This window comes from Haloechinothrix salitolerans (genome assembly GCF_042662605.1).
GTDB lineage: Bacteria > Actinomycetota > Actinomycetes > Mycobacteriales > Pseudonocardiaceae > Haloechinothrix_A > Haloechinothrix_A salitolerans.
Genome location: NZ_JBHSXX010000001.1, coordinates 1,581,466 through 1,595,235 on the forward strand (window position 1 = coordinate 1,581,466; position 13,770 = coordinate 1,595,235).

Below are 13,770 nucleotides of genomic sequence, written 5' to 3' on the forward strand. Positions count from 1 at the left end.
GCTGCTGGTGCAGCAGTCGTGTGGAGGCTTCTTGCTCACTGATCACGGTGTCGATCTGGGTGCGCACGTCGGCGATGAACTCTTGGTTGAAGCGGATGGTGGCGTAGTGGCGTTCCACGGCATCCTCGATCAGTTCGACGTTGATGTGGGGCGCGTCGCAGATGTGGGATTGCCGACCGCGGCAGAAGAAATACAGGTACTCGGTACCTTTTGAGTTCACCGTGTGTTGGATGGTCATCCGTTGAGTGATGCCAGCGTGTCGGCAGCGGCCGCAGAACAGGGAGCCTTTGAGGTAGTGGTGGTGGACGCGGCGGCGTTCGTTGGCTGCGGTACGGCCGTCGAGGATGTCCTGGACGCGGTCGAAGAGGTCTTCGTCGATCAGTGGCTCGTGCCGACCTGGGAACTCTTCGCCCTGGTAGGTGACGTAGCCGATGTAGTAGCGGTCTCGCAGCATCTGCGAGAGCTTGTTGATGGAGACCTTTTTGGCGGGGTGCTTCGCGGTGGGGCGGGTGCGCAGGCCACGGTCGTAGAGTTCGTCGGAGAGCTCTTCGAGGGTGTAATCGCCGGTGGCGAACAGTTCGAAGCCGAGCTGGACGAATGGTGCTCGTTCGGCGTCGAGGATGATGGTGCGGATCTCGCGCCCCTCGGAACGGTCGATGTGGTTGAGGTAGCCAAGTGGGGCGCGCCCGATGGTGCCGCCGTTGCGAGCCTTTTGCGCCATCTTGTAGGCAATGTCGTCGCCCTGCTGGCGGGATTGGTACTCGTTGAAGGTGGCCAGGATGCCGTGCATGAGCTGGCCAACCGGGGTGTCGTCGATGGACTCTGTGGCGGAGACGAGTGTGACGCCGCGCTTGCGCAGGTCGGCCATGACGATGGCGTCGTCGTAGCGGTTGCGCGCCATCCGGGCGAGCATGTAGACGATGATGTAGTCGATATCGCCCTGGGCGCGGACCCGCGCGAGCATCCGCTGGAACGCTTCGCGCTTGGACATCTCGGTGGCGGAGCGTCCGGGCTCGACGTACTCGTCGATGACGGTGACGCCCAGTTCCTCGGCTTTGCGCAGGCACGCTTTTCGCTGGGCAGGGATGGAGATGCCTTCCGGGTCGTAGTCCCTCTTGACTTGGCTTGCGGACGACACGCGAAGGTAGATCACGGCGCGAGTCCCGGGTTCGATGTCGGTTGCGCCTTCCGGGAGTTCGACCGGGACTGCGACGTCGTGTGCTAGCTCGTCATTCGAGTCGGCGTATGCGCTAGTCATGAAACTCGGCTCACTACGACGCGACCTGTCAGTCGGCTTCTTCGTCCTTCTTCGTCCCTGGTTCGACGTACTCGTCGATGAAGGCGATGCCCGGTTCCCTGGCTTTGCGGAGACATGCTGCCCACTGCGCTTCGCAGTCGTGCTCAATTTGACCTGCGGATGCCACGCGTAGGTAAAACACCGCGCGAGTCCCGGGCTTCTGCTCTATCTCGTTGTTCGAGTCGGCGTTGGAGATGGTCATGGGCGCCTCTTCGCGCGTCAGATCTTCCTTCGTGCGATGCGGTGGTTGTTCGCGGTGAGGACTGGCCGCGGGTGATTTAGGCGGCCCTGGGGCGACGAGTCTGCAGATCGGTGGTTGCTCGGCGGGATGCTGTGCGCTGGGCCTGTCGTGGTTGTTCGTCTGTCTCGTCCTGCCCGGTGTCGGCGGCGAGGCTGGCCATTACCCGCGCGAGCTTGTGCGCGTCCGGCGGGTCGTGCCGTTCACCGCGCACGATCACGTTCGTGGCGCCGGGCGCGCTTCTGCGCCGTCTCCTGGTCGTCCGGTCGCTGGTGTGCTGCTGAGGGAGGGGAACGATCACGGCTTCGTGTTCGCCCTCAGCCGGGAAGTGGTGGTTGTTCGAGGGCATGTCGGATCTCCAGGACTGTCTTCTTGTCGGGTTCAGTTGCGCGCATCCCGGTCCCGGCGGAGCCGTCGTGTCGGCACGCCGGAGCGGCACCGGCGCGGCTGAACGCCGTGAACGATCACGTTCCGACTTGCGCCTCCGGCACCCCATCGCTTTCGCGGCACCCTGCTCGACGTTCCGGCGTTGTTCTCGTGGCGAGACTCGGTCGGAACTGTAACGCCGGCGCGTCCTGCGACGCGGCTCGATTCGACCGTGTCGTCTTGTTTAGAACTATTGACGTATGTGATCGCTACATCTTTTTTGCAGTGTTTATCCGGGTGCATGAGGACACCTCTGTGGTCGTGGGTCATGGCAAGCGCATTGGTCGGGCGGCGCAATTGACTACTCGGCTCCATGTCCTGGGTATTTGGCGGCGGCCTCATGTCGGATGCCGACAGGGATCGGCATTGCAGCTTCGGCACGTGGGGCGCGGTCGAGTCGAAGTGGGCTCTGCCGCTACGTCATGCGGCGCTCTCCATGCCGTCATCGATGTCGTTGTGAGCATCTTCGGAGGCGAGGCTGGCGAGATCGTCCAGCAGAAGGCCTACGGCGTGGGCGGCCTGTTGTGTCAATGGCCGTCCAGTGTTCCCCGTGGGCGGTCGTTGAAGTTCCCCGCTGGTGGTCGTGGTTTTCCCCGTTGGTGGTCGTGGTTTTCCCCGTTGGTGGCCACGTTTTTCCCCAGTGTGGTTAGGTCAGCGGCGTCACCCCCTTGCCGTTGGTGGCTTCGGCGAGGCGGAAGGATTCGCCGCTGGTGACGCAGACGTGGGCGTGGTGTAGCAGCCGGTCGACGGTCGCGGTGGCCAGCGTTTTGGGCATGATCTCGTCGAAGCCTGACGGGTGCAGGTTCGATGAGACGGTCAGGCTGCGCCGCTCGTAGGCGGAGTCGACCAGTCGGTAGAAGCCTTCGGCGGCATCCGAAGAGACGGGCAGCATGCCGATGTCGTCGACGATGATCAGATCAGCCCGGGTGAGCCGGGTGAGGGCTTTGGCGAGGGTGTCGTCGGCGCGGTGGCGTCGCACGAGGGCGCCGAGGTCTTCGATGGTGAACCACGCGACGGCCATGCCCTGGTCGATGGCGTGCTGACCGAGGGCCTCGCAGAAGTGACTCTTACCAGTACCCGAGGGCCCGCAGACGCAGAGGTTCTCCCGCCTCTGGACCCATTCCAGGCTGCGCAGGGCTTGTTGGGTGGCGCGGGAGATGCTGCTGGCGCTTTCGTCCCACACGTCGAAGGTTTTGCCGCTGGGGAAGCCGGCGCGTTTGCGGCGGGTGCGTAGCGCGGCGGCGTCGCGGCCGGCGGCTTCCTCGGCCAGCAGCACCCGGACGACCTCGGTGGGGTCCCAGCGTTGCGCCTTGGCGGTGGGGATCACCTCGGCGAGGGCTTTGCGCAGGTGCGGCAGCTTCAGCCGACGGGACAGGGCGGTCACCTCGTCGAGCGGGTCGCCGGTGGGCGCGGCCACGGTCGTCGGCTCGGTGGCCGTCATCAGCCCTCACCTCCCTGTGGGGTGCCGAAACCGTGCCAGGCGGCCGTGCCGGGCTGCAGCGAGTGGGTCTCACTCGCCCGCGTCGACGACCCGCTATCCCCGCCGTGGGCCTGGTAGTCGAGGATCGCGTCGAGGTCGTCGTGGGCGAAGCGTCCGGCGACCGCAGCGGTGCCCAGGGCTCGGTCGACCGCTGCGGTGCCGTGCAGCTTGGCCAGGGTGACCGCGTGCGCCATCTTGGCGCGGATGCGCATCACCCCGGTCTCGGCGGCCTCGCTGACCCAGGCGGCCGCCCCGTCACCGAGGGCGAGGAAATCGGCCTCGTCGCGGGTGCGGGCGCTCGGCTGCCGGTGCAGCGGATCACTGTGGCGGGGCGGGTAGTGCTCGTCCTTAATGGACGGATGCAGCCGGCTGGCGCGCTGGTGCCGGGCGATCTCGGTGGGGCCGTCGTCGCCGACATGGGTGATGACCAGTTCGTCGCCGTGCCAGCGCACCCAGACCCGGGCGTCGATGAGTTGGTGTGGCACCGAGTAGCGGGCCCCGTCCACGCTGATCGTGGCGTCCCACATCACCCGTCGGGTCTGGCCCAGCGCCGAGGCGTACGGCTCGGCCGGCAGCCGGTGCAACCGGGTCCGTTCCTCGACCAGCAGTTCAGCCGGAACCCGCCCGGTCGCCCGATGCACCCGGGCGTTGACCGCGTCGCAGAACTCGCGGCACGCACCCTCCAACGCGCCGAAGCTGGGATAGTGCTCGCGCAGGTTGGCTTCGGTGGGCACCAGATCGGCCTTGGCGATGCGCACCGTCGCCTCGCTGCCGCCCTTGGACTGCGGATCCGCCGGCAGACACGTTTTGACCGTCATCCCATAGTGGCGCGAGACCGCCACGATCTCCGGGTGTCGCACCGCCAGCCCGGCGACATGTTCGCTGGTCACCGTCTTCTCGTTGTCGGTGAGCACATAGGTAGGCACCCCACCCAGGCGGCGCAGCGTCGCGTCCAGACACCCAGTCACCGTCGCCAGGGTGGTGTCCCAGGTCGGGATCACCACCCGGAACCGGGACCAGGCCAGCCACGCGCACCACAAGAACGTGCGGCGTCGGCGGATGCGAGGCCCTTCGGCCCAGTCGAATTGCAGCCACAACCCCGGTTCCGGGATCCAGGGGCGAAACACCCTGCGATGCCTGGCCCGCCACGCCCGCTTGACCTGGGCCACCGCCCGTCGCGTGGTGCGCTGCGAGCCCTCATAGCCCATCGCGACCAGCTTGTCGTGCACCACATCGGCGCGGATCTTGCCCCGAGACCGGTCCACCCACTCCTCGACCTTGTCCACGAACGGATCGATCAGCTGGGCGGCCCGCATCCGCGCCGGCGCCTGCCCCAGGCCGCGCCGCTCGACATAGCGACGCACCGTGTGATGATCACACCCGGCCAGCTCGGCCGCCGACCGATAACTGCCGGTCAGGTCGTAAGCCTCCAGAATCTCCATGATCTCCTCCGGTGACTTCAACGTCTCCTTCCTCCCAAGACCGAACACGATCATTCGGCCCCAGGAGACCGTGACGCACCCATACCCGCGCACGTACGACACGGCCACAGCGGGGAGAAATCTGACCGCCACTGGGGCGATCCCACGGCCATCAACGAGGAAGAAAATGGCCACCTACGGGGAGAATTTCACGGCCACCGACACTGTTGTGGTACCACGCCGTTGCCTAGGCAGCGGACTTGCGCTGCGGGTGTGATCGGAACTTCTGTGACCCAGCCAGTGGGCACGCCCATCAGCCACTCGACGAATCGTGGCGCGAGTCGTGGTCGCCCGCTTCGGCTGGATTCGGTCGGGTGCGGGACGGTGACGCCGCAGACGGATTCCCACCGCCGGATGGCGGTTTCGTATATATCCCAGTCGATCGCCGAGGATGCGCGATCAGAATGCAGGTTCTCGACGGCCGTTCCGCTGACCGTGGTGGCTTCGGTGTCGCGAGAGTGCGCAACCTTCGACCATCGCCTCGCGGACCGCGGGGACGGGCGTGTTGGTTTGGTTCTCCGGATCCGAGTGGTTCGTAGCGTGCGCACCGCGATCGACAACGGCATCCCCATGCCGTTGCCGTTGATCCCTCTCGCTTTCTGGCGGGCTTGTCTCCGCAGCCAGTCGGCTGGTTCCTCTCCATCGTTGGGATTGCTTCCGGCAGGCGTTGGCAGGAAAGCGGTTACCGCGTCGGAAAGGTTCACCTGGTGCCCGCGCGCCTTGCGCGACGCCGGTGAGCATCCTGTTCGGCCACCGTCACTTGCCTGCGGGGTCGGTAGCATCCGCGTCGGAAGGGGTGTGGGGCCAGGCGAGTATGAAGACTCGTTCGCGGCGGTGCGGCGCACCGATGTCGGCGGCGCGAATGCTCTGCCATGCTGCGTCATACCCTGCTTCGGCCAGGTCGCCGAGTACACGGCCGAGGTCGCCGCCTTTCCATCGGAGGGCGGCGACGTTCTCCACGACGACGAGTGGGGGTCGTAGCGTGCGAATTCCCGCCATGATGTCGGTCCAGAGTCCACTGCGGGATCCTTTCTCGATGCCGGCGCCACGGCCAGCGGTGCTGATGTCTTGGCAAGGAAACCCGGCGGTGACCACGTCGACCGGTTCCACGCTGTCCCAGTCGAGGGACCGCAGATCGCCGAGATTGGGCACCCCGGGCAGCCAGGTGGTCAGGATGGCGGCGACGTCCGGAGCGGGATCGGCACACCACGCGAGCTGGCCACCGCCGAGAGCTGTCAGGACACCGAGATCCAGTCCTCCGTAGCCGGTACACAAGGAACCGATCGTGATGTCCGAGTCGCTGGGTGGGTTGAACGGTGCGTGAAGGTCTTGGGCAATCACCTTGTTATCCCTCAAGCCTGTCGTACAGAGCGAGGCTGGTGCGGTGTGACGTTTCGCGATCTTCTGCGCAGGAAGATCTCGTGGTAGTCGGATCGCAGGTCGATGCCTTGGAAGAACCGACCCAGGCTGCTGGCGGCGAGTCCGGTAGTGCCGGCGCCGGAGAAGGGATCGAGCACGCGTCCGTTCTCGGGGCATCCGGCTGCGATGCATCGCCACGCGAGGTCAATCGGGAAGGGAGCACAATGCGCGTCCGGAAGCGGTCGTGTGGGAACCGACCAGACGTCGCCCGGATTCTTGCCGCGGTGTCCCGGCCGCCAGGGCGACTTGACGGTGTGGGGTTTGTTGCCTCCGCGATGGTCTTTTCGATACGCGGGGCGGCTCTGCGAAAGTCGTTCGAGAACCTGGCTGAGGTCAAAGTAGTAGCTCGGTTGTTTGACCAAGAGGAAAACCATCTCGTAGCGCGAGGAGAATCGATCCGATGCTGGATCGGGAAGGGCATTGGGTTTGTGCCAGGCCACGGCGTTGCGGATGATCCATCCGTCGTGTTGCAGATCGAGAGCGAGCCGCCATGGGACTCCCATGAGGCTTTTGTGTCGGATGACCGCATGCGGGTCTTCGCCTTGTGCTGTTCTGGTGGTTCCGGTCCCGCCGTTGTGGTAGCTGTAGCAATCTCGGAGATTGAGCCAGAACGTTCCTTCCGGTGTGAGCAGCCGTGCGATTTCCCGGCTCACCTGGCGAAGACGTCGCACGTATTCTTCGATCGTGGATTCAAGTCCGTACTGTCTATCTCGTGAGATGGCGCCACATCGTCGGCAGTGCTTCTCTCTGCGGGTGTGATGGCTCCCGATTCTGGTTTTCTTTGCCGTCCGACGCTGGTGCGGTGTCGTGCCGAGGGTGTGTTGGCAGCGCGGGTTTCCGCCGGACCATTCGGCGGTTTCATAGTCACGCATGCCCCACTGAGGTGGTGAGGTCACCACACAATCCACCGACGCGCTCGGTAGTGTTGCCATAACATCGAGCGCGTCGCCGACGTGTAGTTCGGCGTGTCCGTCGCGGTAGTAGATGCTGTTCATTGGTCACCGCCGTTTGCCGTGCGGCATGCTGAAGGCCAGGACATTGATGTGCGTCGGGTGAGTGGCGCAGCGCTGGATGCTGGTGTTCTCCGGGTGGTTTCCGGTGCGGGCGGCGAACTGGCGCGTAACGTGTCTGCCGTGTACACGAGTGGTCAGGACTATGTAGTGGCCGACGGGCAGGAGGCCGATGGCCTTGGCCACGTCGCAGATCTTGCCCGGCAGGTCGAGCAGGAAGTCGCGGCGGCGCCTCCTGGGGTGGCAGATGACCACGACGTGTCCGCCGGGCCAGACCCAGTCGACAACCGCGTTGAGGTCTTCGTAGAGTTCGATGAGCTCCCGGGAAGGGCTGCGGGTGGGAGCGGGGCGCAGGCCGGTGAGCACGAGGTCGACGGCGTTGGGCAGCGTGGCGGCGTGCGGATCGTCGATGCCGCTCAACAGCGTTGCGGTGCCGCTGGAGTTGGCGTGGCAGGCGAGTTCGAGGTTGCTCTCCAGGGCGGATTCCCGTCGCGACGGGGTGTGCAGGCCGTAGGCGTGGCGACCGGTGCGGATGGCTTCGGCGAGCACCACACCGGGGCCCGGGTTGGGGTCGCAGACGATGTCGCCGGGGGCGGTATACGCGGCGATGACCCAGCGCGCCAAGCCGGTCGCCAGCGTGGGGTTGGAGCGGTCGGCGGTGACGTACTGATCCGCGAGTTGCTGCCGTGAGTAGGGCTGGCTGGCGTCCCCGGCGCTGCCGGGGCGCACGAGGTTCTTAGGCATCGCGAACCTCCGGCTGTCGTACGGCGGGACGGAACACACTGGCGGTTGTGTGGATGCGGTGGCGACTGCCGAGGGCGTAAGCGCGTTGCGCGGACGGGGCGATGCCTGCGGCGCGATGGGCCAGGAGCAGCCGGTCGGTCAGCGCGAGATTCGCCAGCGCGTCGATCTCGCACGACGATCCGGATCGTGCCGTACCCCCATCCGGCTCGCCGCTACTGTGCGTGAGCACGATAAGGGTGCCATGCCGGGCGAGATGCGGTGCCCAGTCGATCACCGAAGCGGCCTCCGCTGGGTGGCGCGTGCACCCAAAGATGATCAATCTGAACTGGTCCGGATTCCGATCGCGGGTCCGGTCGGTGGCCGCGCGAGCGGCCGGTTCTGTGACGGTCGCCGGCGGTTGGTGGGGTCCGGGTCCGGACCCAGACCATGCGTCGTTGCGATCCGCGTTCTGGGACCGACGCGGCGTAGCACCGGTCGGCTGGGGCGGCTCGGTGGTGGCGCCGCGGCCGAGCCGTAACACGGTCTCGATGAGTCGGTCGCGGTGCTCGCGCGCCGCCCACGATCCGTGTGCGGTGGAGGTGGTCGCGTCCGCGAGCGCGACCCGTTCGCCGGGTGCGGTGTAGGCGGCCACGAGCACGCGGACGACGGTGACGATCCTGTCGTCGATCCCGCTGTTGGGGTCGACGGGGCAGAACCGAACCCTGGCCGAGACACCACCCTTCGAGTGGCGCTGGTGCGCTGGCACGCGCCCGGGCGAGCGAGCTGGGTGCGGGGACGACGACGGCCGAATGGGTTCGCACGGACCGGGCGCTGTCGGGATCGACTGTGGCGACATGCAGACGCTCCCTGATCGTCGCGGACGGGCAAGGACGCCTCTGAAGTCCGCGATGAGCGCCCGGATCGGTCACCGCCATCTCCAAGAAACTTGGTCGTGATCCAAGTCGCAGACAAGCGATGCGGGAGCTTGCCGGGAGTCATCCCCGGAGTCCCGGCATTGGCCGTCGATCACGGCCGCTTGCGAGGCGATGGTCGGCCGCACTGGCAACGGTGTGTGACCCCATATCCGCTGCAGGCCCGTCTCGATATTGATCTTCGTCGGCACGGCTGGCGATCACATTCGATACTGCCGCGAGCGAAAGCAAGGGCGGCCTGCGCGGACTTCTCAAGATCGCTTCCCGAACTCGTCGAGATCATTTCCGTTGTTTCCTTGCGCCACCCGATGCCGGTGACAGCGACGGAACAAGAACTGACTACGTCGCAGCGCACAGCATTGCTGATGGGCGCGGAAGCGAGCTCGACAGGCTTGATTTGTGGATCTTCTTGTTCCGGGCAAGGAGATCCTTTTAAGCGCGTCTTAGTGCGATGGCGTGCGCGGAGCTGTTCCGCGCTGGGTCTTCTCGGCGGCGTCCTTGACCGCCGCTTCGAGAGGAGTCAGACGATGGCACGCCCCTCGGATTTCGAGCACGCAGAGTGGCCGACCAACCCGCTCGATGCCGTCCGCCAGGCGTTCGCCTGGTTGACCGCGGGCGACCATCCGGTAGCCGTGGACGGGCGCCTGTTCGACCACCTGCCCGACCGCGACATCCCCGTCGACGAACTCCGAGATCTGCTGCTGTGTCGGTCCTGCCCACGCCGGGTGTGGGACCAGGTGTGGCGGCATGTGATCACACGTGTCCGTGCCGAGGGCGGCACGTGGACGATCGTGGCCGTCGGGCTCGCCCTGCCGATGCTGACCCCGATGGCCACCCGGCTGACCAGCCGGTACGCCGCCGACCCCGCTGACATCCACGCCGAGATCGTCCGGGGCTTCCTGGACGCGCTGGAGACGACCGATCTGGCCACGGGCCGGATCATGATCCGGCTGCGATGGCAGGCGTACCGGGCCGGCCACCGCGCGCTCATGGTGGCGTTGGACGGGCCCACCCCGAAGGCGCCGGGGTTCTTCTCGACCGCGCCCAAGCCCTCGGCGGGACACCCCGACTTGGTGCTGGCCCGCGCTGTTCGGGTCGGGGTCCTGACTCCAACCGAGGCCGGACTGATCGGTGCCACCCGGCTCGACGGCATGGAACTCGCCGATTGGCCACACCACCCCGAGCTGACCTATGAGGGCCTGCGCAGCCTCCGCCGCCGGGCAGAAGCCCGACTCGCCGCATGGCTGACCGAAGACGACATCGGACCGCAGGGTAGCGATCCGACCGGCGAGACCGCCTCGACACGACTGTCGTCCGGCACATGCGTGACGACCCCACGGCCGTCACGCAGCGTAGCCGAAAGAGTCGTCGGCGCTGCGACCGATGAGCCTCCGAACTCCGGACTTCAGGGCCGCGGGTGATTCCTACCCGCTCCTCGCGCTTCCTCAGCCCTGGAGGTCCACGATGCGCTCACTCGCGCCTGGAGCTGGCCCGGCCGCCGGTGGCCGCGCGCTACGCCGCCGGATCGGCCGGATCCTCATTATCACCGCGCTCGTCACCGCCGGGCTGCTGGCCACGGCCGCAGTGGCCTCAGCCGAGGCCGTCCAGGTGGTCGCGCTCGCTCGATCGATCAACGAGATCCTCCGCAACATTCGCAGCTGGCTCATGGGAATCTTGGCGCTGTTGGCCACGGTCTTCTTGACCATCGGTGGGGTCCGTTACGTGCTCGCCAATGGCGATCCGAGCGAGATCGAGCGGGCCAAGCAGAGCTTCAAAAGCGCGGGCTTCGGCTACGCGTTGGCCGCACTGGCGCCCCTCGTGGTCGAGATCCTGCGCGGGATCGTGGGGGCATGATCGCATGGCGGTCACCGCGTCCCCTGCCGTCAAGTCCGGCTACCGTGTCGGTCGCGCGTGCGCCGCGGTCGCGGCTCTGCTCGCCTGCGGCTTTCTCGCCGGGGTGGGTATGGCCTCAGCCCAGCCCACGCCTATCCCGTCGGCTCCGGAACAACCACCGCCGGAGCCGCAGCCGCAGCCGACCGTCGACGAATGCGCGCCGCACTCGCCATGCCATCCCAGTCCGCCCTCGAGCCCGTCGTCAGCGCCGTCGCCGCCACCGTGTCACGGGGAGGGCTGCATCCCGCAGCCCCCTCCGACGGCCCCGCCCACCGGTGACCAGTCGCCGAACCAACCCGGCGGCACTGTCCAGGACAGCGACGTTGCCCCGTGCGGGATCACCAACATCCCCGGCTGTGTCTCGGACGCGATCGAGGCGTTCTTCCGGGACCTGGTCACCCCAGGGTTGAACGCCCTGCTGGATCTGCTCGCGGGGTCGCTGCTGGTGACTCCTCCGCTGGACCAAGTACCGGTGATGGGACAGATTTGGGAAAACTCCCGACAGATCGCCATCGCCGTGTACGCGGCGCTGATCGTGGTCGCCGGCATCATCGTCATGGCCCACGAAACATTGCAGACCCGATACTCGATCAAGGAAATCCTGCCTCGCGTGCTCGTCGGGTTCCTGGCGGCCAACCTCTCACTGTTCTTCGGCGGCAAGCTGATCGAAATTTCCAACGCGCTGTCGCGGGCAGTCCTCGGTGATCAGCTCAACCCGAAGGCAGCGGCTCGCGTCATGACCGACGCCTTAATGCACGATCTCGACCAAGGCGGGCTCCTCGTTCTCTTTACCGCCCTGGCGCTGGTGGTCATGCTTGTCGCGGTTTTGTTGACCTACATCGTCCGCATCACACTGACCATTATTTTGCTCGCCGGCGCGCCGCTGTTGCTGCTGTTTCATGCGTTACCCCAAACGGAAGGCATCGCGTTGTGGTGGTGGAAAGCGTTCGCCGGGGTCATGGCGATTCAGATCGGTCAATCTCTCGCCTTGGTGACAACCATCAAGCTCTTCTTCTGGCCCGGTGGAATCACCCTGTTCAGCTGACCCGGGGGAGTACGATGATCCAATTTTTGATCGCGCTCGCCTTATGTTACGTACTCATCAAAATCCCGTTCTGGGTTCTGGGATCTATTCGTGGCGGTGGGCGCCGGTCATTCGTTAGCTCCGCGATCCGAGGCTTCATCGCCTACAAGACGCTGGGTTTTCTTCGCGGCCTCGGCGGTGGCGACGGAACCGTACCCAAGTCTCGGAGTGGTGGCCAGAAATCGGCTGGCTCGACGGATCCATACGCCACGACGCGGGCGACCTCGACGGGCCAGTACATGCTGCCGCTGACTGTCACGCGGGTTCCGAAACCATCGCGACGCCCAAGCGGCCCTGCACCGAAACCACGTCCATCGAGCGCCAGGAACGGCAGACAGTTGGCGTTGCCGATGGATGGGGAGTGGCCGGAGAACAAGCCGCGCTTGGGCCGCGACGGCCAGTACCGGCTGCCCATTCGTGCGCGGCGTGTCCGTCGATCGGCTCCACTGCCATCGCCACCACCGGCTCGGCCGACGCAAGCGGGTCGGCCGGCGCGGGCGGGCCGGCAGCTGAAGTTGCCCGCCGATGGCGAATGGCCAGAGAACAAGCCTCGGCTGGGACGCGACGGCCAGTACCAGCTGCCGTTGAACGTGCAGCGTGCGCGTAAACCGGCACCGCCACCGGCCGCTGAGCCCTCGCGACGAAGGCCGACGCCGCGCTCGCGGCAGCAGCCGTTGCCGCTGACTCTGCCGAAGGTCCATCCACCTCGTCCCAGCACCCGCCGAGGAGAGGAGACGTAGATGACTCAGAGCGTGCGCATCCCCGCCGATGTGGATCGGGAGGATCGCATCCTGGCCGGCTTCACCGCCCGGCAAGTCCTGGTCATGGCGGTGACCGCCCTGGTCCTCTACGGCGGATGGCAGACCGCCCGCGCCATCGTGCCGGTGACTGCCTACTTGGTCGTGGCCGCGCCCCTCGGCGTCGCGGTCTGCGTCATGGTGGTCGTGCGCCGGGACGGTGTCACGTTGGATCGGCTGTTCCTTGCCGCGATCCGGCAACGCCTGCAGCCCCGGCGACGGGTGCCCGCCGGGCAGCGCGCAGCCGTGGTGCCGGACTGGTTGGCCGACGTCGCCGACTCCACCGACGCGGCCCCGCCCGGTCAGCTGCAGCTTCCCGCCACAGGGGTCACCGAGGCCGGAGTGGTCGATCTCGGTGCCGACGGGCTGGCGCTGATCGGGGTGTGCTCGACGGTGAACTTCGCCCTGCGCACACCCGCCGAACAACAAGCGTTGACCACCGCCTTCGGTCGATATCTACACAGTCTCAGCGGCAGGGTCCAGATTCTGGTGCGCGTCCAGCGGCTGGACCTCTCCGAGGAGATCGCCGATCTTCGACATCGAGCGCAGAGCTTGCCGCACCCTGCTTTGGAGCAAGCCGCGCTCGACCACGCCGAGTACCTCGAACGACTCGGCGAGCAGGCCGACCTTCTGCGCCGACAGGTCCTGCTCGTCCTGCGCGAGCCCGTGAGCGCCGCGCCGCCGGACTCGGTGAGCCTGCTGCGTCACCTCTGGCTGCGTTCCCGCTCCGGCGACCGGGAAGAGCACTCGGCTGGCACCCGCCGCGCGGCAACCTCGAGGCTGCTCCGCCGGATGCACGAGGCCAGCGAGCTGTTGGCGCCCGCAGGCATCGAGGTGACCACGCTGGATGCCGCCCACGCCTCTGCGGTGCTCACCGCGGCCACCAACCCCGACAGCCTCTTCCCGCCGTCGCCGGAGATGGCCGGCCCGGACGAGGTCATCACCACCGCCGCAAGCACCGACTGGGACGTCGACGAGGAGGTCTAACAC

General features: G+C 66.6%; 13 protein-coding genes and 1 pseudogene. 5 read left to right on the forward strand and 9 right to left on the reverse strand.

All coding sequences use genetic code 11. The annotated features are described in order from the left end of the window. Nucleotides 1-31 precede the first annotated feature (31 nt). Nucleotides 32-214 (forward strand): hypothetical protein, encoded by a 183-nt coding sequence (locus tag ACFQGD_RS07355; protein ID WP_345390266.1) that lies wholly within the window; start codon nucleotides 32-34, stop codon nucleotides 212-214. Here the strand turns inward: ACFQGD_RS07355 and ACFQGD_RS07360 are convergent. From ACFQGD_RS07360 to ACFQGD_RS07400, 9 genes and pseudogenes are all read right to left on the reverse strand, one after another. Then, nucleotides 167-1,258, reverse strand: a pseudogene (locus ACFQGD_RS07360) (recombinase family protein); the annotation flags it as partial. The gene ACFQGD_RS07355 and the pseudogene ACFQGD_RS07360 sit on opposite strands and share 48 nt — an antisense overlap. Nucleotides 1,259-1,286: 28 nt before the next feature. Next, nucleotides 1,287-1,499, reverse strand: a complete 213-nt coding sequence (locus ACFQGD_RS07365) for a recombinase family protein (RefSeq protein ID WP_345390269.1) — start codon at nucleotides 1,497-1,499, stop codon at nucleotides 1,287-1,289. 76 nt (nucleotides 1,500-1,575) lie between these two features. Continuing rightward, the gene (locus tag ACFQGD_RS07370; protein ID WP_345390272.1) at nucleotides 1,576-1,884 is read right to left on the reverse strand and encodes a hypothetical protein; all 309 of its coding nucleotides are present in this window, start codon (nucleotides 1,882-1,884) and stop codon (nucleotides 1,576-1,578) included. Nucleotides 1,885-2,607: 723 nt separating this feature from the next. Further along, a complete protein-coding gene (gene istB, locus ACFQGD_RS07375; protein ID WP_345390275.1) occupies nucleotides 2,608-3,402 on the reverse strand; it encodes an IS21-like element helper ATPase IstB in 795 nt (264 codons plus the stop codon). Further along, entirely contained in the window at nucleotides 3,402-4,904 is a 1,503-nt protein-coding gene (istA, locus tag ACFQGD_RS07380) for an IS21 family transposase (RefSeq protein ID WP_345390338.1), read from the reverse strand. The genes istB and istA overlap by 1 nt, the downstream gene beginning before the upstream one ends. Before the next feature lie 774 nt (nucleotides 4,905-5,678). Beyond that, on the reverse strand, nucleotides 5,679-6,263 hold the full coding sequence (locus tag ACFQGD_RS07385) for a DNA cytosine methyltransferase (RefSeq protein ID WP_345390278.1): 585 nt from the start codon (nucleotides 6,261-6,263) through the stop codon (nucleotides 5,679-5,681). Nucleotides 6,264-6,274: 11 nt separating this feature from the next. Then, nucleotides 6,275-7,336 carry a DNA-methyltransferase gene (locus ACFQGD_RS07390; RefSeq protein ID WP_345390281.1) on the reverse strand — a complete coding sequence of 354 codons (1,062 nt, stop codon included), beginning with the start codon at nucleotides 7,334-7,336 and terminating at the stop codon, nucleotides 6,275-6,277. A 3-nt stretch (nucleotides 7,337-7,339) separates the two neighbouring features. Beyond that, on the reverse strand, nucleotides 7,340-8,095 hold the full coding sequence (locus ACFQGD_RS07395) for a TRM11 family methyltransferase (RefSeq protein ID WP_345390284.1): 756 nt from the start codon (nucleotides 8,093-8,095) through the stop codon (nucleotides 7,340-7,342). Further along, the gene (locus ACFQGD_RS07400) at nucleotides 8,088-8,840 is read right to left on the reverse strand and encodes a hypothetical protein (RefSeq protein WP_345390287.1); all 753 of its coding nucleotides are present in this window, start codon (nucleotides 8,838-8,840) and stop codon (nucleotides 8,088-8,090) included. Before ACFQGD_RS07400 ends, ACFQGD_RS07395 begins: the two co-directional genes overlap by 8 nt. 693 nt (nucleotides 8,841-9,533) lie before the next feature. Here ACFQGD_RS07400 and ACFQGD_RS07405 point away from each other — a divergent pair. The 4 genes from ACFQGD_RS07405 to ACFQGD_RS07420 all read left to right on the forward strand — a co-directional run bounded on the left by ACFQGD_RS07405 (nucleotide 9,534) and on the right by ACFQGD_RS07420 (nucleotide 13,767). Continuing rightward, nucleotides 9,534-10,427, forward strand: coding sequence for a hypothetical protein (locus ACFQGD_RS07405; protein ID WP_345390290.1), 894 nt, complete (start codon nucleotides 9,534-9,536; stop codon nucleotides 10,425-10,427). 43 nt (nucleotides 10,428-10,470) lie between these two features. Beyond that, nucleotides 10,471-10,860 carry a pilin gene (locus ACFQGD_RS07410; RefSeq protein WP_345390293.1) on the forward strand — a complete coding sequence of 130 codons (390 nt, stop codon included), beginning with the start codon at nucleotides 10,471-10,473 and terminating at the stop codon, nucleotides 10,858-10,860. 4 nt (nucleotides 10,861-10,864) lie between these two features. Then, on the forward strand, nucleotides 10,865-11,944 hold the full coding sequence (locus tag ACFQGD_RS07415; protein ID WP_345390296.1) for a hypothetical protein: 1,080 nt from the start codon (nucleotides 10,865-10,867) through the stop codon (nucleotides 11,942-11,944). 779 nt (nucleotides 11,945-12,723) lie between these two features. After that, a complete protein-coding gene (locus ACFQGD_RS07420; RefSeq protein WP_345390299.1) occupies nucleotides 12,724-13,767 on the forward strand; it encodes a PrgI family protein in 1,044 nt (347 codons plus the stop codon). Nucleotides 13,768-13,770: the final 3 nt, after the last annotated feature.

Bases quoted from the DNA above. Each gene is read 5' to 3' on its own strand.
- ACFQGD_RS07415 (WP_345390296.1), top strand. From the start codon at position 10,865: ATGGCGGTCACCGCGTCCCCTGCCGTCAAGTCCGGCTACCGTGTCGGT.
- ACFQGD_RS07405 (WP_345390290.1), top strand. From the start codon at position 9,534: ATGGCACGCCCCTCGGATTTCGAGCACGCAGAGTGGCCGACCAACCCG.
- ACFQGD_RS07370 (WP_345390272.1), bottom strand. From the start codon at position 1,884: ATGCCCTCGAACAACCACCACTTCCCGGCTGAGGGCGAACACGAAGCC.
- ACFQGD_RS07410 (WP_345390293.1), top strand. From the start codon at position 10,471: ATGCGCTCACTCGCGCCTGGAGCTGGCCCGGCCGCCGGTGGCCGCGCG.
- ACFQGD_RS07395 (WP_345390284.1), bottom strand. From the start codon at position 8,095: ATGCCTAAGAACCTCGTGCGCCCCGGCAGCGCCGGGGACGCCAGCCAG.
- istB (WP_345390275.1), bottom strand. From the start codon at position 3,402: ATGACGGCCACCGAGCCGACGACCGTGGCCGCGCCCACCGGCGACCCG.
- ACFQGD_RS07365 (WP_345390269.1), bottom strand. From the start codon at position 1,499: ATGACCATCTCCAACGCCGACTCGAACAACGAGATAGAGCAGAAGCCC.
- ACFQGD_RS07390 (WP_345390281.1), bottom strand. From the start codon at position 7,336: ATGAACAGCATCTACTACCGCGACGGACACGCCGAACTACACGTCGGC.
- ACFQGD_RS07420 (WP_345390299.1), top strand. From the start codon at position 12,724: ATGACTCAGAGCGTGCGCATCCCCGCCGATGTGGATCGGGAGGATCGC.